At 36.4% G+C, this 20810-nt stretch carries 18 protein-coding genes and 1 other RNA gene; 10 read left to right on the top strand and 9 right to left on the bottom strand.

Annotation, left to right across the window (positions count from 1 at the left end):
- Nucleotides 1-2: 2 nt before the first annotated feature.
- The 6 genes from thrC to QSV08_RS01580 all read left to right on the top strand — a co-directional run bounded on the left by thrC (nt 3) and on the right by QSV08_RS01580 (nt 5342).
- Nucleotides 3-1298 carry a threonine synthase gene (gene thrC, locus QSV08_RS01605; protein ID WP_324025977.1) on the top strand — a complete coding sequence of 432 codons (1296 nt, stop codon included), beginning with the start codon at nt 3-5 and terminating at the stop codon, nt 1296-1298.
- Between the two features lie 99 nt (nt 1299-1397).
- Entirely contained in the window at nt 1398-2483 is a 1086-nt protein-coding gene (gene gcvT, locus QSV08_RS01600) for a glycine cleavage system aminomethyltransferase GcvT (RefSeq protein ID WP_324025975.1), read from the top strand.
- Complete coding sequence (locus tag QSV08_RS01595; protein WP_324025973.1) at nt 2484-3398, top strand: glutaminase; 915 nt, start codon at nt 2484-2486, stop codon at nt 3396-3398. It begins immediately after the preceding gene.
- Nucleotides 3395-4222, top strand: coding sequence for a sugar nucleotide-binding protein (locus QSV08_RS01590; protein ID WP_324025971.1), 828 nt, complete (start codon nt 3395-3397; stop codon nt 4220-4222). Before QSV08_RS01595 ends, QSV08_RS01590 begins: the two co-directional genes overlap by 4 nt.
- 8 nt (nt 4223-4230) lie before the next feature.
- A complete protein-coding gene (locus tag QSV08_RS01585) occupies nt 4231-4530 on the top strand; it encodes a 4a-hydroxytetrahydrobiopterin dehydratase (RefSeq protein WP_133689089.1) in 300 nt (99 codons plus the stop codon).
- A gap of 101 nt (nt 4531-4631) precedes the next feature.
- On the top strand, nt 4632-5342 hold the full coding sequence (locus QSV08_RS01580) for a YebC/PmpR family DNA-binding transcriptional regulator (RefSeq protein ID WP_324025969.1): 711 nt from the start codon (nt 4632-4634) through the stop codon (nt 5340-5342).
- Between the two features lie 71 nt (nt 5343-5413).
- Here the strand turns inward: QSV08_RS01580 and QSV08_RS01575 are convergent, their stop codons facing one another.
- The 7 genes from QSV08_RS01575 to QSV08_RS01545 form a co-directional block, all read right to left on the bottom strand.
- Nucleotides 5414-10483: a PQQ-dependent sugar dehydrogenase gene (locus tag QSV08_RS01575; protein ID WP_324025967.1), complete on the bottom strand. Its 5070-nt coding sequence runs from the start codon at nt 10481-10483 to the stop codon at nt 5414-5416.
- A gap of 288 nt (nt 10484-10771) precedes the next feature.
- Nucleotides 10772-11299: a 1-acyl-sn-glycerol-3-phosphate acyltransferase gene (locus tag QSV08_RS01570; RefSeq protein WP_324025965.1), complete on the bottom strand. Its 528-nt coding sequence runs from the start codon at nt 11297-11299 to the stop codon at nt 10772-10774.
- A gap of 69 nt (nt 11300-11368) precedes the next feature.
- Complete coding sequence (locus tag QSV08_RS01565; RefSeq protein WP_324025963.1) at nt 11369-12478, bottom strand: iron-containing alcohol dehydrogenase family protein; 1110 nt, start codon at nt 12476-12478, stop codon at nt 11369-11371.
- A gap of 23 nt (nt 12479-12501) precedes the next feature.
- The gene (locus QSV08_RS01560; protein ID WP_324025961.1) at nt 12502-13200 is read right to left on the bottom strand and encodes an HAD family hydrolase; all 699 of its coding nucleotides are present in this window, start codon (nt 13198-13200) and stop codon (nt 12502-12504) included.
- Nucleotides 13191-13904, bottom strand: a complete 714-nt coding sequence (gene kdsB, locus QSV08_RS01555) for a 3-deoxy-manno-octulosonate cytidylyltransferase (RefSeq protein WP_324028340.1) — start codon at nt 13902-13904, stop codon at nt 13191-13193. Before kdsB ends, QSV08_RS01560 begins: the two co-directional genes overlap by 10 nt.
- A 26-nt stretch (nt 13905-13930) precedes the next feature.
- Nucleotides 13931-14500, bottom strand: a complete 570-nt coding sequence (locus tag QSV08_RS01550) for a DUF4126 domain-containing protein (protein ID WP_324025959.1) — start codon at nt 14498-14500, stop codon at nt 13931-13933.
- Between the two features lie 63 nt (nt 14501-14563).
- Nucleotides 14564-15997 carry an ATP-dependent DNA helicase gene (locus QSV08_RS01545; protein WP_324025958.1) on the bottom strand — a complete coding sequence of 478 codons (1434 nt, stop codon included), beginning with the start codon at nt 15995-15997 and terminating at the stop codon, nt 14564-14566.
- 101 nt (nt 15998-16098) lie between these two features.
- Between QSV08_RS01545 and QSV08_RS01540 the strand changes: the two genes are divergently transcribed.
- From QSV08_RS01540 to QSV08_RS01530, 3 genes are read left to right on the top strand one after another with little or no spacing between them, the layout of a single operon-like run.
- Nucleotides 16099-16749, top strand: coding sequence for a hypothetical protein (locus QSV08_RS01540; RefSeq protein ID WP_324025956.1), 651 nt, complete (start codon nt 16099-16101; stop codon nt 16747-16749).
- On the top strand, nt 16727-17563 hold the full coding sequence (locus tag QSV08_RS01535; RefSeq protein WP_324025955.1) for a DUF3822 family protein: 837 nt from the start codon (nt 16727-16729) through the stop codon (nt 17561-17563). Before QSV08_RS01540 ends, QSV08_RS01535 begins: the two co-directional genes overlap by 23 nt.
- Nucleotides 17563-18099, top strand: a complete 537-nt coding sequence (locus tag QSV08_RS01530; RefSeq protein ID WP_324025953.1) for an RsmD family RNA methyltransferase — start codon at nt 17563-17565, stop codon at nt 18097-18099. Before QSV08_RS01535 ends, QSV08_RS01530 begins: the two co-directional genes overlap by 1 nt.
- 92 nt (nt 18100-18191) lie before the next feature.
- On the opposite strand, the gene rnpB is transcribed toward QSV08_RS01530, so the two are convergent.
- An RNA gene (gene rnpB / locus QSV08_RS01525) (RNase P RNA component class A) lies at nt 18192-18500 on the bottom strand.
- Nucleotides 18501-18609: 109 nt separating this feature from the next.
- On the opposite strand from rnpB, the gene QSV08_RS01520 reads away from it, so the two are divergent.
- Nucleotides 18610-20466 (top strand): DNA polymerase III subunit gamma/tau, encoded by a 1857-nt coding sequence (locus tag QSV08_RS01520; protein ID WP_324025951.1) that lies wholly within the window; start codon nt 18610-18612, stop codon nt 20464-20466.
- On the opposite strand, the gene QSV08_RS01515 is transcribed toward QSV08_RS01520, so the two are convergent.
- The gene (locus QSV08_RS01515) at nt 20461-20808 is read right to left on the bottom strand and encodes a transmembrane 220 family protein (protein ID WP_324025949.1); all 348 of its coding nucleotides are present in this window, start codon (nt 20806-20808) and stop codon (nt 20461-20463) included. The genes QSV08_RS01520 and QSV08_RS01515 overlap by 6 nt on opposite strands.
- Nucleotides 20809-20810: the final 2 nt, after the last annotated feature.

The raw sequence follows: 20810 nt of genomic DNA, 5'->3' as shown, positions 1-20810 counted from the left end.
GCTTGAAATTCTATAGTCTAAATCATACAGCACCCGAAGTTTCTTTTGATACTGCCGTAGTCAATGGTATTGCACCTGATAAAGGTTTGTATTTTCCGGAAGAAGTTAATCCGTTACCAAGTTCTTTTTTCGAGAAAATAGAAACTTTTTCTAACGAAGAAATTGCTTTTAAGGCAATACAACAATTTGTATCGGGTATTGTTCCAGACGATGTATTGAAGGATATTTTAAATGAGGTATTAGATTTTGATTTTCCTGTAGTTGAAATCACTCCCAATATTGGAACTCTAGAGCTTTTTCACGGTCCGACCATGGCATTTAAAGATGTTGGTGCTCGTTTTATGGCACAATGTTTAGGCTATTTTTCTAGGTCTACAAAAAATGAAGTGACCGTACTTGTAGCTACTTCTGGCGATACTGGTGGTGCCGTTGCTAATGGCTTTTTAGGTGTTGTTGGTGTGAACGTAGTTATACTTTACCCTAGCGGAAAAGTGAGCGATATTCAAGAAAGACAATTAACTACGCTAGGTAAAAATATTACCGCTTTAGAAGTTGATGGTACTTTTGATGATTGCCAAGCAATGGTAAAGAATGCCTTTTTAGATAAAGAGCTTCTTGATCATATGAAATTGACTTCCGCGAATTCTATAAATGTTGCTCGTTGGTTACCACAGTTATTTTATTTCTTATTTGCTTACAAACAGGCGAAATCTAAAGGTAAAGAAATTGTATTCTCTGTACCTTCCGGTAATTTCGGAAATATATGCGCTGGTTTAGTTGCTCAGCGCTTAGGCATGCCTGTAAAGCACTTTATAGCTTCTACTAATGTGAACGATACTGTACCGCAGTTTATGCTTACAAAAGAGTATACTCCTAAACCTTCTACTGCTACTATTTCTAATGCTATGGATGTTGGTGACCCTAGTAACTTTATTAGAATAAGACATTTATTCCAAGATAATTTTGAAGCTCTAAAAGAGAATCTTTCTTCTTATCCTTTTAATGATAATCAAACAAAAGAAGCCTTAAAGGAAATTTACAACATTAACGGATATATTGCTGATCCTCATGGTGCTGTCGGCTACTTGGGCTTGAAAAAATATCAAGAACAAAACCCTGATACTTATGGTATTTTCTTAGAAACGGCACACCCTGTAAAGTTCTTAGATATTGTTGAAGAAACGCTTCATGTTAAATTAGAAATTCCAGCACAGATTCAAAAAGTAATGGGAAAAACTAAAAAATCTATTAAGATTTCAACCTATGACGGACTCAAAGATTTTCTTTTGAAATCTTAGTCTGCTATTAAAGGTTACAATATTTTCCTAATTCGAGGTTTAGCCACATTTGCTTCTATTTATTTTCGATAAATTTGTATCGCCAATAAATAGAAAAAGATGAAAAATACTGCGCTTACCACAACTCACGAATCTCTTGGTGCCAAAATGGTTCCATTTGCTGGTTATAACATGCCTGTTTCTTACGAAGGTGTTAATGCTGAACATGAAACCGTACGTAAAAGTGTGGGAGTTTTTGATGTATCGCATATGGGCGAATTTTTAATCTCTGGGCCTACTGCCTTAGATTTAATTCAAAAAGTATCATCTAATGATGCCACAAAATTGACTATTGGCAGAGCACAATACAGTTGCCTACCTAATGAAACCGGCGGTATTGTTGACGACCTTATCATTTATAAAATTAAAGAAGAACAGTATTTACTAGTGGTCAACGCTTCAAATATTGAAAAAGACTGGAATCATATTTCATCTTACAATGATGAATTTAAAGCAGATATGAAAAATATATCTGAAGGGTATTCACTTTTAGCTATTCAAGGTCCTAAAGCTGTTGAAGCGATGCAATCTTTAACTTCTGTTAATTTAGCCGATATTAAATTTTATCATTTTGAAGTAGCTGATTTTGCAGGTGTAGATAATGTAATTATTTCTGCAACAGGATATACCGGTTCTGGCGGATTCGAAATTTACTGTAAGAATGACGAGGTAAAACAAATATGGGACAAGGTTTTTGAAGCCGGAGCAGATTTTGGAATTAAACCAATAGGATTGGCAGCTAGAGACACCCTTCGTTTAGAAATGGGATACTGTCTTTACGGTAATGATATTGATGATAATACCTCTCCGCTTGAAGCTGGTTTAGGTTGGGTAACTAAATTTAACAAGGATTTTGTCAACTCCGCAGCTTTAGAAAAAGAAAAACAACACGGACCAGAACGAAAGTTAGTAGCTTTTGAACTAGATGAACGTGGTATACCTAGACACGGTTATGATATTGTTGACGGTAATGGTAAAACAATAGGCGTAGTAACTTCTGGTACGATGTCACCTTCTATGGGTACCGGTATCGGCTTAGGTTATGTTCCGCCAATATTTACTGAAGTTGGCAGTAAAATTAATATTCAAATTAGAAAGAATGCTGTGCCAGCAACTATAGTTAAATTACCATTTTACAAAAAGTAAATGATAGATTTTCAACGTATTCTTACCTCAATTAATGAAGCTGCATCTCATGAAAAGGATAAAGGTAAGATTGCAGATTATATACCTGAATTAGCAAAAATTGATGTTGACAATTTCGGTATTCATTTGATAGATATTCAACAAAATAATTTTTCTGCCGGAAAATCTGACGAACAATTTTCTATTCAAAGTATCTCGAAGGTCTTATCGCTTTCTATGGCATTAGGAAAAATAGGAGAAAAAGTTTGGAAACGTGTAGATGTTGAACCTTCTGGAGACCCTTTCAATCACCTGTCTTTGCTAGAATTAGAAAACGGAATTCCAAGAAATCCGTTGATAAATCCTGGTGCAATTGTCATTGCTGATATTTTGATTTCTCAGTTAAAAAATCCTAAGGAAGAATTCTTAGCTTTCGTTCAAAACATTGCGAATGATGATAGTATAGCTTATGATGTAGAAGTAGCAAAGTCTGAAAAGCAAACAGGATTCAGAAATTTTGCAGCTGCTAACCTTTTAAAATCCTACGGAAATCTAAAAAACGACGTAGATGTAGTATTAGATTTTTACTTTCATCAATGCTCGCTTAGCATGAGTTGTGCGCAATTAACAAATACGTTCTACATGTTTATGAATCATGGTAAATGTAGAAGAAATAATGCGTTCTTAACTTTAACTCAGGTAAAACGTATTAATGCAATAATGTTGACTTGCGGGTTTTATGATGAAGCCGGCGAATTTGCTTTTGAAGTTGGACTACCTGGCAAAAGTGGTGTTGGCGGTGGTATCGTTGCCTTTCTCCCAAATAAATTCTGTGTAGCAACATGGTCTCCGGGACTCAACCCTAAAGGAAATTCTAAATTAGGAATGCTTGCTTTAGAAAAATTAACTACAGAAACTGAACTTTCTATTTTTTGAAATTAGACACTAAAAAAATATTGATTCTTGGCGGAAGCGGTTTCATTGGTAATGCGATTTACAAAGAACTTTGTAATTATTTCGATACCTATGGCACCTATTGTCATGCTGCAAATTCATACTCATCTAATAAACAATTTGTACATTATAATTTAGAAGAAGATGATATCGTTGAAGTTTTAGAAGAGATTAAACCACAGGTAATTGTTTCAGCTTTAAGAGGGAATTTTGCTGCTCTGGTGATTGCACATAATCATATTGCGGAATACATTACTAAAGAAGACTGTAAAATATACTTTATATCATCTGCCAATGTTTTTGATACTTACAGTAAATATCCATCTTATGAAATGGATAAGACTTTGTCTGAAAGTGTATATGGTAGACTAAAAATAAAAATTGAAAATATGCTGCTCAGGTTGCCGAAAGATAAAATGGCTATCTTAAGAGTACCTATGGTATTCGGCAATAGTTCCCCTAGAGTTAAAGACATGAAAAAAGCTATTCTAGCAAATGAACCTGTAGACGTATTCCCTAATTTGATATTAAATGTCACCAATGATGATAAGCTTACTCAACAAATTCATTACCTTATCAATAGAAACAAAACGGGTATTTACCATCTAGGAAGCAATGACCTAACGCATCATGAAGATTTTATAAAAGAAGTTTTAGAACGTGTAGGTAATTTTAATCCCATAATAAAAAGGGTTTATACTACTAATGAAGACAGGTATTTGGCAGTCTTACCAAAGACTAATAAATTACCTAAAAATTTACAGTTTACTTTTCAAGATATAATTGATCATCATGTTTTAAATTAGTAACCACTATGAAAGAAATAGAAAAATTTACTGACCAGCAAATAGCGGACTATTTAGGTCAACTTGACGGATGGGAATATGTGGATGGCGCCATAGAGACCACCTTTGAATTTAAAAATTTTAAAGAAGCATTTTCGGTAATGACACGTATAGCCTTTGAATGCGAGGCGCAAGGTCATCACCCAGATTGGAGCAATGTTTACAATACAGTAAATATTCGTCTAAACACCCATGATGCTAATGGTGTTACCGAAAAAGATTTTGTTTTAGCCAGAACGATTGAAGATATAATAGAAAGTGAATTTTAATAATCGATACTAATTACAGATAGAAAAGGTTATTGATGAAATTCAATTTATTGATTTCTGAACATTGACCGTTTTTGTACATTTGTTTAAAATAATTTACCATGGGAAGAGCTTTTGAATTTAGAAAAGCACGTAAAATGAAAAGATGGTCAGCAATGTCCAAAGCCTTTACTCGTATAGGCAAAGATATTGTGATGGCCGTAAAAGAAGGCGGACCAGATCCAGATTCCAATTCACGCTTAAGAGCTGTTATACAGAATGCAAAGTCTGTAAACATGCCAAAAGACAATGTGGAACGCGCCATTAAAAGAGCAAGTGACAAAAGTCTTGGTGATTATAAAGAAGTTCTTTTTGAAGGATATGCGCCACACGGTATAGCTATATTAGTTGAAACTGCAACTGACAACAATACTAGAACAGTAGCGAATGTTAGAAGTTATTTTAATAAATGTAATGGAAATATGGGTACATCAGGATCCGTAGAATTTATGTTTGATCATACTTGTAATTTTAGAATACCAGCTGAAGGTTTAGACCCTGAAGAAATAGAATTAGAGTTAATTGATTTTGGAGCTGAAGAGGTTTTCATTGATGATGACGGAATACTAATTTATGGCCCTTTTGAAAGTTTTGGAGCACTACAAAAAGAATTAGAGAACCGTGAAATTGAAATATTATCATCAGGTTTTGAAAGAATACCACAAGTAACAAAAGCACTTACCGAAGAAGAAGCCGCAGATGTTGAAAAGCTTCTAGAAAAATTAGAAGAAGATGATGATGTACAGAATGTATATCATTCTATGGAGGAATAAACTTCAATACTATTTTATAAAAAAAGGAGACCTATTTGGTCTCCTTTTTTGTTTTATCTAGTTGATTAACTTTACTGTCGCTGAATTAACATTTGTTGTTGGAACTCGATTCCTGAAGCATCAGTCGTCTTTACAAAATAAACTCCATCAGGCATTTCCTGAACATTTACAGGAGCACCTCTTTCATCTATTAGTCCACCATTGATCGTTTGTACCAATCTTCCAGTTACATCGAATATTTGTATTGTACCTACCGTTGTTGGTTGATCAAAACTTAAAGTTGTTTCAATGTCTGCCGGGTTGGGGTAAATAATCATATTGTTAATATGCCCTCCAATCGACTTTGAAGTCTGGGACGATACCGGAAGATACTGTATCAATGTGGCCTTGGTGGCCGTTCCGCTGTCGTCGACATATTGCGATATACCGCCGCGCCCACGTAAATGGATACTTACCAGGTCATTGTTACCGTCGCTGTACACCTGTACACGTAGCGCTTCAGCCTCGATAGGATATTGACCGGGACCGCCCCACTCGTATATGCCGGAATCGATCCAGCCGCCCTTGCCTTCTTCCAATACCGTCCAGGTACCGTTGCGAAGATAGGATATACGCCACATCGAATTCGGCTGAGGCTGGTTGGGATACGTTCCGCCAAAGGTGATATAGTTCACACGCTTGGCAGCAGACCAGTCCACCTGCCAAAGGAAACCGTCGTCCGCCCCGGGACGGCCCAGGTTATCATAACGTCCGACGCCGTACTCGTTGAACCGCGTAGGCGTATAATAATCGTCCGCAACGGGATCGTACAATATAGCTTCCATAGTGCCCCTGCCACCGGTCACACTACCGCCTAAAACCGCATCCTCCAAAAGTGCAAGGTTCACATCCGAATCAGGAGCGTTGAAATCAGTCAAGGTCTCAACTACATCCACACGTCTGATCAATTCTTCCGCTTCGTTAGTACCGTCCGTTGAGCTATATACAATATCATAACTGCCTACCGCGTCGAAAAAAGAACTCGAATCTATATTTACCGGTGAACCGTCATCGGTAGTTGCACCTAGTTCCGTATAGCCATCACCAAGTTCTATAACCTGTGGGTTCGCTCCGTTCAATGTTATTACCGGTGCCACCGTATCCGGACCGTGGTCGCCCGGAAGATACTGTATCAAAGTGGCCTTGGTGGCCGTTCCGCTATCGTCGTTATAGGTAGATATACCACCGCGCCCACGTAAATGGATACTTACCAGGTGATTGTTACCGTCGCTGTACACCTGTACACGTAGCGCTTCAGCCTCGATAGGATATTGACCGGGACCGCCCCACTCGTATATGCCGGAATCGATCCAGCCGCCCTTGCCTCCCTCCAATACCGTCCAGGTACCGTTGCGAAGATAGGATACACGCCACATCGAATTCGGCTGAGGCTGGTTAGGATACGTTCCGCCAAAGGTGATATAGTTCACACGCTTGGCAGCAGACCAGTCCACCTGCCAAAGGAAACCGTCGTCCGCCCCGGGACGGCCTAAATTAACATTATAGGCAACCCCGTACTCGTTATACCTTGTTGGAGTATAATAATCGTTCGCAACGGGATCGTACAATATAGCCTCCATAGTGCCCCTGCCACCGGTCACACTACCGCCAAGTACAGCATCGTCCGATAAAGCAAGGTTGATAGAAGAATCAGGTGAGTTGAAATCAGTCAAAATTTCAACGACATCCACACGCCTAACTACTTCATCAGCTTCGTTCGTACCGTCCGTAGAGCTATATACAATATCATAGTTGCCTACGGCGTCAACAAACAAACTCGAATCTATACTTACAGGTGAACCGTCATCGGTAGTTGCACCTAGTTCCGTATAGCCATCACCAAGTTCTATCACCTGTGGGTTCGCTCCGTTCAGTGTTATTACCGGTGCAGTTGCATCTAAACTTCTTATAACATTAACGACACGGATCACATCTTCCGCTTCGTTCGTACCGTCCGTAGAGCTATATACAATATCATAACTGCCTACCGCGTCGAAAAAAGAACTCGAATCTATATTTACCGGTGAACCGTCATCGGTAGTTGCACCTAGTTCCGTATAGCCATCACCAAGTTCTATAACCTGTGGGTTCGCTCCGTTCAATGTTATTACCGGTGCCACCGTATCCGGACCGTGGTCGCCCGGAAGATACTGTATCAACGTGGCCTTGGTGGCCGTTCCGCTTTCGTCGACATATTGCGATATACCGCCGCGCCCACGTAAATGGATACTTACCAGGTCATTGTTACCGTCGCTGTACACCTGTACACGTAGCGCTTCAACCTCGATAGGATATTGATCGGGACCGCCCCACTCGTATATGCCGGAATCGATCCAGCCGCCCTTGCCTTCTTCCAATACCGTCCAGGTACCGTTGCGAAGATAGGATATACGCCACATCGAATTCGGCTGGGGCTGGTTGGGATACGTTCCGCCAAAGGTGATATAGTTCACACGCTTGGCAGCAGACCAGTCCACCTGCCAAAGGAAACCGTCCTCCGCCCCGGGACGACCCAAATTAACATTGTAGACAACTCCGTACTCATTAAACCTTGTAGGCATATAATAATCGTCCGTGACAGGATCGTACAATATGGCCTCCATAGTGCCCCTGCCACCTACTACACTACCGCCAAGTACAGCATCGTCCGATAAAGCAAGGTTGATAGAAGAATCAGGTGAGTTGAATGAATCTGAAATTGGTAACTCTTCCAATTGGTTAATCCATTGTTGTAAAAGAGCTACTCCTTTTTCATCAATCTGATTCTTAGCCAGAGGTGGCATCATTGTTCCTGAATCTACACTATTTGCTCTATGAAAAATTTGGGATTTTGATGCATCTCCTGGATAAATAATTTTTTGATCACTTCCTATTTCTTCAACAGTTTCCCCCACACCTGCCGTTAAAAGACCCGTCTCTTCTAAAGAATTAAATAAGCGTAAGTCAAATTCTGCTCGAATACCGTTTGCTGGCTGATGACAATAAGCACAGTTCAAATCTAAATAGGAACGAGCTTTATCCTCTATATTAGCATTATTATCATCAATAGATGAATGTGTAATAAAATTTGGCGTATCCACATCAGTAATTGTCCGGTCTAAGATACCTAAGTGACTTAATGTTACTAATTGATTTGCTTGAACACCGTTCATAGCATGTGTAGAGTAGTCAAATTCGCTATTTAGATAACGTGTTCTAGGTCCCAATGTACCTTGTGATGCATCATTATGACAATTTAAACACTCATTCGTTGATGGGAACCGCCAAATTTCGGTTCGGGTACCCCCATTTATCTCCGTAATGACTATTGGCTCATCTCCTCCCGTAGTCATATTAACTAAATTAGCCTCAGTTTGTGTCGAATTCCATTTATACGATAAAAATGTCCAATTATCATCACTGTTTTTGATAGAAAAACGGGTCTCTATCTTTTTAGTAACTTCAGGATTGTTTTCATCTACAGGATAATCAAAATGTTTGATTAAAACTGATCCAATAGGAAAAATCCAATTACCATCTTCTGAGAATTGAATTTGTTCCTGCGGTGAATTATGTGTACCATTATTTGGTATCGCCATCCAACGCTTCTTTGAGGCACCGTCAGACCAAAATGCGTCAATCATTTCGTAAGGAACAAACCCATCTGTTACGGTTAAATTACTCAAATCTGAAAATGCACCTGTTTCAGATAATAATTGAGGCATACCTGTTGGTATACTAGGAGCTACAAAACGGAGTAACTGTACATTATTCCCTTGAAGTAAATAGTATATATTACCGTCAGTGCCCTCCCCAAAAGAAATAGGTCTTTTAGGTAAGGTGCCTAAAGTCACATAACTACCATCAAGAATATCCACAGAGAAAATTTTTTGAGTTAGCCAATCTGCTGAAATATATTTACCGTTATAGGTAGCAAATTCATTACCCCGATATACTTGACCTCCGATTATTGATTTTGCATCATCCCGAACAAATGCAGTCAACGGAACTTGATGTTCCATATCATTTAGCATTTCTATATAACACTGATTAAAGGGTCCAGGAACTTCACCTTCCCAAACAGGCCATCCATAATTCCCCCCTTTAGACACGATGTTTATTTCGTCATGCGTACTTTGCCCTACTTCACCTATATATAAATTGCCAGTTTGAGAATCTTTACTCATTCTATGAGGACTACGATTACCTATAGTATAATACTCTTCGAAATTATCCCCTGAAGTGCTTAGAAAAGGATTATCATTTGGAATCCAATATAAATTACCTGTAATTTCATCATCTTGACCTGCATCGTCAGGCATAGTTCGTATAGGCGCATGGCTTTTAGATCCATCCATATCTACATCAATGCGTAGAACACCGCCATCAAGGTTATCAATAATATTTTGTGCATTTATCGCCCTACCTTGTTCTCCTGTAGCTATATATAGAAATCCGTCATTTCCGAATTCCATAGCTCCTCCTCGATGGGTTGTATTCAACATACGACGACGCATCATTCGTTTTCTAGAGTTAGAGATAAATGTCATATTTAAGGGATCTACTTCGAAACGATCTAAATGAAGATAGTTACCATGAAAGTTAGCTAGGTTACAACCAAAAGTTCCATTACCACCGCTGTTTAAAGTATCATCACCAGTTTCCGACTCTGTAGTGTAATATATATATATGTAGTTATTCCCAACCGCACCAAAATTTGGGTGTATTTCTAATCCTAAAAGACCTCCGTCCCAAACTTCAAGGTTTGGTGTCACAGCATCTCCCACTTCATCAGAAAAATCTACTAAAAAATTCTTAGTAGTGGTAGTTTGATTGTCATCCATCCAATAAATCTTACCATCCAATTGACCAACTACAACACGTGTTTGACCTGGAACTATTGTAAATGTTAAAGGCCAATCAAATCTAATATTGGGATAAGCTACCTCGTAAGGCTCAGCATCAAGATTTACATCAGGAAAATTTCCATTTACAAAAGCACTTATGGGTACTACTTCTGTTAATCCTGGTCCAAAAAAAATAGAACCAAAACTCATAGTAATAAAAACCATCGCAGAGCCAAAACTAATTTTTAACCAAATGCTTAAATCCCTTTTTTTCATAGATAGATAAATATATTATCTGCATAACAATTGTTTGCAAATAGCAATCAACATATGATAAAGACATCATTTTAAAAAAAGGGGAAAATCAAAAAAGTGAATTGCTTAATTAAAATTACAACAGTAAGATTTTAATAAAAAATTAACATATAAAAACCAGTTAAAATTCACAAATAATCGTTGAACCGTAATTTACTTTAAATATATTAGGTTTATTTAAAAAAATATGTTCTCACAAATCGAACAATTAAATCATTATTTATAAATGCTTAAAATAAAAATCAATCATCAATGCTTACCCACAACCCCTTCAAAAAAAGCATGATACTTTTTAAAATCGGCTTCTTTATCTTCTGTAGGTAAAAGAGGTTCTGATATTTTTATTTCCTTTTTACCGTAATCAAAGGCAACTAGTACTATGGGTACATTAGCAGTTTTGGCTATAAAATAGAAACCTGTTTTCCATTTCTCCACCTTTTTACGTGTCCCTTCAGGAGATAATGCCAGCCTGAACTTTTTACGTTTACTGAAAATCTCTGCTGTAGCTTTTACGGTATCATTAGTTTTGGTACGATCTATTGGTGCACCACCTGTCCAACGAAAAAACCAACCGAAAGGAGGCTTGAACAAACTTTTTTTACCTACAAAGTTTATTTCCTCTTGCCATACTGCACGTATTAATAATGCCAATAAAAAATCCCACCAACTAGTATGCGGCACTACAATGGCCACAAATTTATCTAAGTGTGAAGGAAACGTTCCTTTCAGTTTCCATCCTAGAATTTTAAAATATATAAATTTTGCTATTTGTTGCATATAATATGATTGCAGATTCCCCCAATTGAGAAATCATGCGAATTAAATAAATAATTGAAATAAATTGAACTATATTTTTTGATAAATAGCCTTGAGTTTTTCAGGGGTAATTACAGACTTCCAGTCCTCGCCTAATGCATTTTCCCATAATGGAGCCATCCCCATTGCAACAGTAATCATCGTATCCATTTCTGCATTCGACAACTTTGCACATATCCCTTTTGGTAATACTATATTATGCTTGTGGAGCATTTTATTGAATACAGATACTCCCTCCGGATAAAACTCTTCTAAATATTGAAAAACAAGACAATTGCCTATTCCGTGTTTTACACCTAAAACATAACCCAAACCATAACTCATGGCATGTGCCACACCTACTTGTGAATATGCAATACTCATACCGCCATGCCAAGATGCCATCATCAACTTCTCTCTACTTTCTGATTCTTCTATATCTTCTAAAAAAACTTCTTTGCAAAGTTCTAGCGATTTCTCGCCATAACTTTGACTAAACGCATTTAAGAAGGTTCCATTTAGAGATTCTATACAATGTATAAAACAATCCATACCTGTATAAAACCATTGTTCTTTTGGCACTCCCACAGTTAATTCTGGATCTAACAATACCTGATCGAAAGTGGTATAATCTGAATTTATACCTAATTTCTTTTCCGGACCCATTAATACCGTGGTTCTAGAAACCTCTGCTCCTGTTCCACTAATTGTTGGTATACCTACATGATAAATTGATTGTTTATTGACCAAGTCCCAACCTTGATATTCTGATGCGCTACCTTTATTAGTCAGCATAATCGCAACGGCTTTTGCCAAATCTAATAAAGTGCCACCACCAATACCGATAATACCAGATGGTAGTTCAGTAAACTTTTCTCGAATCATTTTCACAAGAGCATCCACTTGTTCGGTTTTTGGCTCTTCTTCGGCAGAAATTAAAATAATTTGATCACAAAAAATACTCGGAATTCTATTAATGAGATCCGTATTTTCAAATACATCATCGACCAAATAAATCATCGGTGCTTCTGAGTGCTTTCTTTTCGGCATTAAAATATCACCCAGGGTATCAAAACTACCTTTACCATAAACTACTCTTGGTACCATAGGGAAATTTCTAAACTCCTCTGACGCCTTCGTTGGTATTTTCTTCAATGTCATTTGTTTATTCACGTCCATTTTCATTAAACATATTCCAATATATCAGTTAAGGTCGAAATCGTCATATATCCTTTATTCTCTATAGGTCCTTTCACCTCTTCATGCTCCCATGTAGTATGAAAAGGTACATGTATTGCCCTTGCTCCTATTTCTACTAATGGCAATACATCTGATTTTAGAGAATTACCGATCATTAAAAACTCACTTGGTGCTATCTGCAAATGTTCTAAAAGATCGCTATAATTTTTTTCTTTTTTATCACTCAACACTTCTACATGATGAAAATATTCCGACAATCCTGATCGTTCTAATTTTCTTTCTTGATCTAAAAGGTCTCCTTTAGTCAAAACAATTAAACGATATTTATCTTTTAAACTCTGTAAAACCTTTTCTACTCCGTCCAACAATTCTACCGGCTGGGTGATCATTTCTTTTCCCAAATCTAAAAGTGCTCCTAACGTTTTAGTTGACACCTCATTATTTGAAAGTTCTAAAGCACATTCGATCATAGAAAGCATAAAGCCTTTTATACCATAACCATATAAATCTAAATTCTTTATTTCTGTTCTAAAGAGCTCTTGATCTATTTTATTCTTGGTTTCGTACTTCTCCAACAAGTTAGCAAACTTATCTTCAGTATCTCTAAAGTAAGTCTCATTTACCCACAAAGTATCGTCTGCATCGAAACCGATTACATTAATTCCGTCAAAATTTATTTCCATGCTGCTTGAGCTTTCTTTAAGTCCTCAGGAGTATCTATTTCTATACCCTGAACATTCGTTTCTACCATTTTAATCTTTTTACCATATTCTAAATAACGTATGGCTTCAATTTTCTCTGTCGCTTCTAATTGTAGCATTGGTAAACGCTGAAAATCCATCAACGCACTTTTTCTAAAGGCATAGATACCTTTATGCTTATAATATATGGTCTGGTCACTTTTTGCTCTTGGATAAGGTATCGGTGATCTAGAAAAATACAAAGCAAAATCTCTATTATCTACTATTACTTTTACCGTATTCGGATTATTAATTTCTTCTTCATCCGTAATTTTAACCATTAAAGAGGCTAAATCAATTTCTTTGTGAATATCATCTTCAAAAACCTTCATCACCCCTTCTAAGCTCTCTCTATCTGTAAACGGCTCATCGCCTTGTACATTTACAATGATATCAACATCCATCTGCATTACGGCCTCTGCAATACGATCACTACCACAATCATGTTCTTTTTGGCTCATAATAGCCAAACCACCTTCTTTAATAATGGTATCATAGATAACTTCGCTATCTGTAACTACATATACTTCATCAAATAACTTGGTTTGTACTGCAGCTTGATACGTTCTTAAAATGACCGGTTTACCAGCTAAATCTTGCATTAATTTTGCAGGAAATCTCGATGCCGCATAACGGGCAGGAATCATTGCTATTTTCTTCAACTACTTTTATTTTATGTTTTTGCCTTTGGTCGTAAGCTTCTATATATTCTAAAGATTATCACTAAAATTATAATAACCAAAACAGCTGCTAAGATAGGGGCAAATATTGAAGCTACAGACACGACTACGGCTGTACCTGTTTCTACCGTAGTTATTAACGGATTCGCCAACCCACCAGTAGTTGCAGTAGATGCCAAACGACCTGTCGCCCCTGCTCCTTTAATTGCAGTGGCAGTACCACCACCAGCTATTATTGCCAAAGACCAAGTTATTACCGGATCTAAATCTGCTACTGTAGAAACCATAACCGCAGTACCTGCTATTGCTGCTAAAGGCACCGCTATACTATCTAATAAATTATCGAACCAAGGGATGAAATAGGCAAATATTTCTAATAATGTCGCAACACCTAGAGTCAGAACCGCTACTAAACTTCCTATCCATTGCCAATTATCATTCAGTTCCCATACTCCGAAATATGACGCTAAACTCAGGGCAAATAAGGGTAGAAAAACTCTAAATCCTACAGATGCCGCTAATCCTATTCCTAAAAATATACTTAATACCGTATCTGTTGTCATATTCTATTTACTATTAGAAAATATCATTTCCTATATATCAATAATTACTAAAATAACATTTTCTTAATCAAGAAAAAAATCATCTTTAAAACCTATAAGGTACAATTTACTCTTTGCCCTTGTAACTGCAGTATACAACCATCTTAAGTATTCTTTATCTATACCATTAGGCAAATAGGGCTGTTCTATAAATACAGTATCCCATTGTCCTCCTTGAGATTTATGACAGGTTATTGCGTATGAGAATTTCACTTGTAAACCATTGAAGTACTTATTATTCTTTACACCTAAAAATTTCTTGTACTTAGAACTTTCATGTGCAAAGTCTTTCATGACTTCTTGATACAATCTATTACCATCTTCATATGATAAGGACGGAGATTCTGCCGTAATGGTATCTAATAATAAAACAGTTTCAAAAGGTGGCATATTAGGGTAATCGACCATTTTCACCTTAACCTCAGCAAATTTAAAGGTGAAAATTTCTTTAATATCAAATATTTCTAAAATCTCTATAATATCTCCGTTTGCAATAAAACCTGCTTCTGTGCTCGGCTTTAACCAATAGTAGTTATTCTTCACCACCATCATAAAATCGCCTACGGCAATATCATTCTCTAAAAATAAAATTCGCTCTCTAATATTTTGATTGTAAAGATTTGCACGTTTATTAGAGCGGACTATAAATGCAGTTTCTTCTTTTCCATTTTCTGAATATGAACTATCGATGGCTTCTTGAATTTCATTACCATCTATTAATCGTACTATATCAGTAAAGGGATCTACATCAAATTTAAAATCTTCAAAGAAATCACTTTGTAATTGTTCTCTTAATAAGGTTGCATTTGCCAAAATACCTGAATCACCTGCTTGCCTTACTACTTCATTCAATTCTAAATGAACCACTTCTTTATTATAGTTCAAAGAAAGTTTATCACCATCTAAAGCAGGACTCAAAACTAAATGCACGGGTGGCAATTGCGCCGTATCTCCTATTAATAACAATTTACATTTGTGCCCAGAGTATACGAACATCATTAAATCATCTAATAAAGAACCGTTTTCGAATAATTTAGAGTCAGCGGCAGTATCTGGTATCATAGATGCTTCATCGACAATAAATAAAGTATCTCTATGTTTATTAGGTGCTAAAACAAACTGCACTCCCCCACCACTTTGCTTCTTCGGAAAATATATTTTTCTATGGATGGTAAACGCCTGTGTTTTTGAATAATTCGACATCACTTTTGCCGCTCTACCAGTCGGCGCCATTAGCACAGCTTTCTTCTGAACTTTCCATAAACTGTTCACTAAAGTGCCTATTAAAGTAGTTTTACCCGTACCGGCGTAACCTTTTAACAAAAAAACTTCATCCTTGACTGTCGAAAGGGTGAACTCAGCTAATTTCTGCAAAGCCACTGATTGTGTGGCAGTTGGTGTATGTGGAAATTTAGATTCTAGTATACTATAGAATGATGCGGGTGTTGTTGGTTTCATGTGCTTTCAAAGATAAAGATGATTTTTAGCCTAAAAACTTTTACGATTAAAAAAAAAATGTAAATTTGTGAAGACCACTAAATAAAAATAACACATACGAAATGAAGACCGTTATACAAATTGTACTTTGGATTGGATGTATCGCCTTAGGATACTTTATCTACAACTCCATTACTGGACCAATTAAATTTAAAGAGGTAAAAGAGGAGCGTTTTTCTCAAGTTATTGCCAAATTAAAAGACATTAAAAATTCTCAAGAAGCTTACAAAACCGTAAACGGTAAGTACGCAAATGATTTCAACAGCTTAATTCGTTTTATCGACACTGGCAACTATGTGATTACACAACAGAGAGATTCTTCTTTCTTAGAGATGAATGATGCATACGGAATTGAAATGCTTAAAGAAGTTAAAATCATTGACACTTTAGGTATGGTTTCTGTAAAAGATTCACTTTTCAAAACCGATACTAGATACAAAAGTTTAATGGATGTACCTACAGCGGCAAACGGTGAAAAATTTACAATGAAAGCTGGCTTTGTTGAAAAGAGTGGCTATAAAGCTCCTGTATTTGAAGCAAAGGTTGGCAAAGAAGTTGTTCTTTTCGATCAACCAAAAGATTTATTAGCTCGTGAAAAAGCAGCCTTAAGTGTAGAAGAAGTAAATGGACCATTTATTTATGTGGGTTCTTTAGATGATGTAAGCACAAGCGGTAACTGGCCTCCTATATATGACAAAAAAGTTAAAAAATAGTAGCTTAAATATAGCGGATAAAAATTTTAAGAAATTGTCCATTCAGGTTAGCTTGAATGGACTTTCTTTTTGTGTAGCAGATACTGTTTCGCAAAAATTACTGATTTCTGACAAAGTGGATTTTTCTGATGAAAAAAATCCGATGAGCGCTAAAGATGAATTAGAAAAACTTTTTCAAAAGCATGATTTAGAAAATATGCAGTTTGATGAAGTTGTTGCTGTTCATAGAAACACTCTTTTCGGACTAGTACCTAAATCTTTATTCAACCCGAACAACCTAAATGAATACCTTAAATTCAATACTAAGGTTTTGGCAAATGATGTTTTAGCTTATGACGAAGTTGAAAATCATGATTTAGTTAATGTCTACGTACCATACGTAAACATCAATAATTACATCTACGATCTTTTTGGTGAATTCGACTTTATGCATAATGGCACTGTATTACTGCAATCTTTGCTAAATAACCAAACACAAAATCAAGAGATAACTTGTTTTGTACATGTCAACAAAGAACAATTAGATATTACAGTTTTAAACCAACGCAAACTACTTCTCTATAATAGTTTTAAATACCACACAAAAGAAGACTTTGTCTATTACCTTCTATTTGTAATTGAGCAATTAGAATTAGACCCTAAAACTGTAACTGTAAAACTATTTGGAAGCATTGAAGAAGATGATGAAATTTTTCAACTTTGCTATAATTATATTCAGAATATCAGCATTTTCGAACCATCGACCGCTCAATTATTAAAACTCGGAGAGACCCCAACAGGCTCTATAGACTTCACCCTTATTAATACTATATAATGCGCATCATATCAGGAAAACATAAAGGACGCCACTTAATGGCACCTAAAAAACTACCTGTAAGGCCTACAAAAGATATGGCCAAAGAGAGCTTGTTCAATATTTTGAACAATAGCTACTATTTTCCAGACCTTAAAGTTCTTGACCTTTTTGCCGGCACCGGTAATATCAGTTATGAATTTTCATCAAGAGGTGTTGATGACGTACTTGCTATTGATGCACACTCTGGCTGCATAGAATTTATTGACAAGACAGTTGAAATGTTAGATATGAATATTCGCACTTTAAAAAGTGATGTATTTAGCTTTCTACAAAGAAATACCGAGAAATTCGATATCATATTTGCTGATCCTTTCTACGATATGGGGCTTACTGATTTCGAAAAACTACCAGAGTTAGTTTTTGAAAATGACCTTCTGCTAGAAGACGGAGTATTAATCATTGAACATTCGAACCGTACTAGCCTAGCTGAATTTCCACATTATAAAAACTCTAGAAAATACGGCGGCAGTGTTTTTAGTTTTTTTGAGAAGTAAAATTCAAAAAATAAAGTCTTTTCACATCAAAAAACTCATCGACCACATCAAGTGCTAATTCGATGACTATAATCCTATATTAACAATATTATTAAAAAAGCAGGCCATAAGCCGGATTCTGTATTCTGAAAAAATCAGAATTCCTTATCATTTATCTAGGCAAAGGGTTACCCCAGAGCTCGAACCGCCTACCCTTCGACTTGGGCGTGCAGCCCTCAATCACCGATTTACATGACGTTTCACCGTATAGAGTTTACCTGGTTTCACTACAGCCGAACTGTACTTGCTTTCTGTTGCACTTGTCCTCACTTCTCAGCGGACGGGCGTTACCCGCTATACTGCACTATGGTGTCCAGACTTTCCTCTCCCAATTACTTGGCAGCGATAAGGTGGCCTGCTAAGCGCAAATGTACTGCAATTGTTGATAACTAAGGATGATCTCTTTTCTTAATTCTCGTTAGAATTAAAGGCTATAATTATATTTGTATAAGAATAAACAGAAGTAGCAATTTGGAACCATTTATTGTATCGGCTAGAAAGTATAGACCCCAGACATTTAAGGATGTTGTGGGTCAACAATCTATTACCAATACATTACAAAATGCAATAGACCAAAATCACCTTGCGCAAGCGTTATTATTCTGCGGACCAAGAGGTGTTGGTAAAACTACCTGCGCCCGTATTTTGGCCAAACAGATAAATTCTGATGGCACAGAACAAGAAGATGAAGATTTTGCTTTCAATATTTTTGAGCTTGATGCCGCTTCTAACAACTCGGTCGATGATATTCGTAATCTAATTGATCAAGTACGTATACCACCACAGGTAGGTAAATACAAAGTATATATTATTGATGAGGTACATATGTTGTCTCAGTCTGCTTTCAACGCATTTCTAAAAACGTTAGAAGAGCCACCAAAGCATGCAATTTTCATATTAGCGACTACTGAAAAGCATAAGATTATACCAACGATTCTTTCTAGATGTCAAATTTTTGATTTCAAAAGGATTACCGTAAAAGATGCTGCTGAATATTTAAAGTATATTGCTGAAAACCAAGGTATAAATGCTGAAGAAGATGCATTGCACATCATTGCCCAAAAAGCTGATGGAGCCATGCGTGATGCTTTATCGATTTTTGATAGAGTAGTTAGTTTTTCTGGTTCAGAGCTTACACGTAAAGCAGTTACCGAAAATTTAAATGTCTTAGACTATGATACTTATTTTGAGGCTACAGATTTAATATTAGAACATAATATACCAGGATTACTCTTGTTGTTCAATAAAACCCTATCACTTGGGTTTGACGGACACCACTTTATATCTGGACTAGCGTCTCATTTTAGAGATTTAATGGTATGCCAACACCCAGATACTATTACGTTATTAGAGGTTGGTGAAGCCGCACAGCAACTATACAGAGACCAGAGCAAAAAAACGTCTCCCTCCTTTCTGCTTAAGGGTTTAGATATTTCAAATGACTGTGATTTAAAGTACAAAACAAGTAAGAATCAACGCTTACTCGTTGAGCTTACACTTATGAAACTTGCCTCTATCAATTTTGATGGAGAAAAAAAAAATCCTGAATCCGTAGCTCTTAATAACAAGACTATCGATTTTATTGCTCCTTCAGCATTTTACAATCAAGTACCCAAAGCACCCACTAAAGAATCTGAGGTAAAACCAGTAACTGGAAATCAACCAGCTGCTACAAAATCTGAAGTCGAAGTTGGTAACAAAATAATTACTCCGAATACGACTACTGAAACGCCAGCAGTATCAAAACCGGCTACTGAAGCACAAGTAGCTCCAGAAAAACCTAAGGAATCTCAACAGGAAATTAGTAAAGCACCAACAGCAGAAACTGCTACTGATGGTAAAAAACCGATTATTAATCGCCCTACCAAAAGAGTTTCCGGACTTTCTATTTCTAGCTTAAATGCCAAAAAGCAACACGAGCTTAATAAAATTGAAGTTGTTGTTGATGAAAACAACTTACCGAAAGATAATTTCACTGAAGAAGATCTTCGAAAGCACTGGGCAGATTTTATAGAAATTATAGATAAAAAAGGTCAAAAGATATTAGCTTCTAACCTTCATTCAGATATTCCGAAATTAAAAGAAGGCTTTGCTATTCATTTAGAGCTTCCTAACGGAACCATGAAGAAAGAAATTGAGCGTGAGCAGTTCGAATTAATGGAATATCTACGTGCTAAACTGAACAACCATTTCGTTCATTTAGCCATTACCGTAAATGAAACTACTGCAACGAAATTTGCCTTTACGCCTGAAGAGAAATACGAAAAACTGAGAGAGAAGAATCCGGTTATCGATTTATTAAGAACAGAGTTCGACCTGTATTTATAACCTTCTTTTACTTCGAAAAGCAAATACTAACAGTACTATTGAAATTATTAAAAGACCGAAGGCTTCCCTTCCTAACTCTACAGTAACTATATCTCCATCATTTAAATCGAATCCTTGAAAATCTGACGGATATAGATATATAAAGCCAATAAAAGCAAGAACTCCAAATATCAACGGTACTATAAACCCTATTTTATTTAATGCGAATAATAACGATATTAAAGCCGCAACACCGTAAATAACAATCCAATTTAACGAGTCTGGATCATTGTATTGCAAGACTGCACCTACAGTAAATAAAACTGCAAAAACGTATCCTAATATCTTAAATAATAGATTCATTT

Origin of the sequence: Maribacter sp. BPC-D8, assembly GCF_035207705.1 — a bacterium.
GTDB lineage: Bacteria > Bacteroidota > Bacteroidia > Flavobacteriales > Flavobacteriaceae > Maribacter.
This window is presented reverse-complemented; position numbering and strand designations above follow the sequence as displayed.

What these genes read in the sequence shown, in the direction of transcription:
- gcvT (WP_324025975.1), top strand. Translation starts at nt 1,398, where the DNA reads ATGAAAAATACTGCGCTTACCACAACTCACGAATCTCTTGGTGCCAAA.
- QSV08_RS01575 (WP_324025967.1), bottom strand. Translation starts at nt 10,483, where the DNA reads ATGAAAAAAAGGGATTTAAGCATTTGGTTAAAAATTAGTTTTGGCTCT.
- QSV08_RS01545 (WP_324025958.1), bottom strand. Translation starts at nt 15,997, where the DNA reads ATGAAACCAACAACACCCGCATCATTCTATAGTATACTAGAATCTAAA.
- QSV08_RS01530 (WP_324025953.1), top strand. Translation starts at nt 17,563, where the DNA reads ATGCGCATCATATCAGGAAAACATAAAGGACGCCACTTAATGGCACCT.
- QSV08_RS01565 (WP_324025963.1), bottom strand. Translation starts at nt 12,478, where the DNA reads ATGACATTGAAGAAAATACCAACGAAGGCGTCAGAGGAGTTTAGAAAT.
- QSV08_RS01580 (WP_324025969.1), top strand. Translation starts at nt 4,632, where the DNA reads ATGGGAAGAGCTTTTGAATTTAGAAAAGCACGTAAAATGAAAAGATGG.
- QSV08_RS01595 (WP_324025973.1), top strand. Translation starts at nt 2,484, where the DNA reads ATGATAGATTTTCAACGTATTCTTACCTCAATTAATGAAGCTGCATCT.
- QSV08_RS01515 (WP_324025949.1), bottom strand. Translation starts at nt 20,808, where the DNA reads ATGAATCTATTATTTAAGATATTAGGATACGTTTTTGCAGTTTTATTT.
- QSV08_RS01585 (WP_133689089.1), top strand. Translation starts at nt 4,231, where the DNA reads ATGAAAGAAATAGAAAAATTTACTGACCAGCAAATAGCGGACTATTTA.
- QSV08_RS01550 (WP_324025959.1), bottom strand. Translation starts at nt 14,500, where the DNA reads ATGACAACAGATACGGTATTAAGTATATTTTTAGGAATAGGATTAGCG.
- QSV08_RS01570 (WP_324025965.1), bottom strand. Translation starts at nt 11,299, where the DNA reads ATGCAACAAATAGCAAAATTTATATATTTTAAAATTCTAGGATGGAAA.
- QSV08_RS01560 (WP_324025961.1), bottom strand. Translation starts at nt 13,200, where the DNA reads ATGGAAATAAATTTTGACGGAATTAATGTAATCGGTTTCGATGCAGAC.
- kdsB (WP_324028340.1), bottom strand. Translation starts at nt 13,904, where the DNA reads ATGATTCCTGCCCGTTATGCGGCATCGAGATTTCCTGCAAAATTAATG.
- QSV08_RS01535 (WP_324025955.1), top strand. Translation starts at nt 16,727, where the DNA reads ATGACAAAAAAGTTAAAAAATAGTAGCTTAAATATAGCGGATAAAAAT.
- QSV08_RS01540 (WP_324025956.1), top strand. Translation starts at nt 16,099, where the DNA reads ATGAAGACCGTTATACAAATTGTACTTTGGATTGGATGTATCGCCTTA.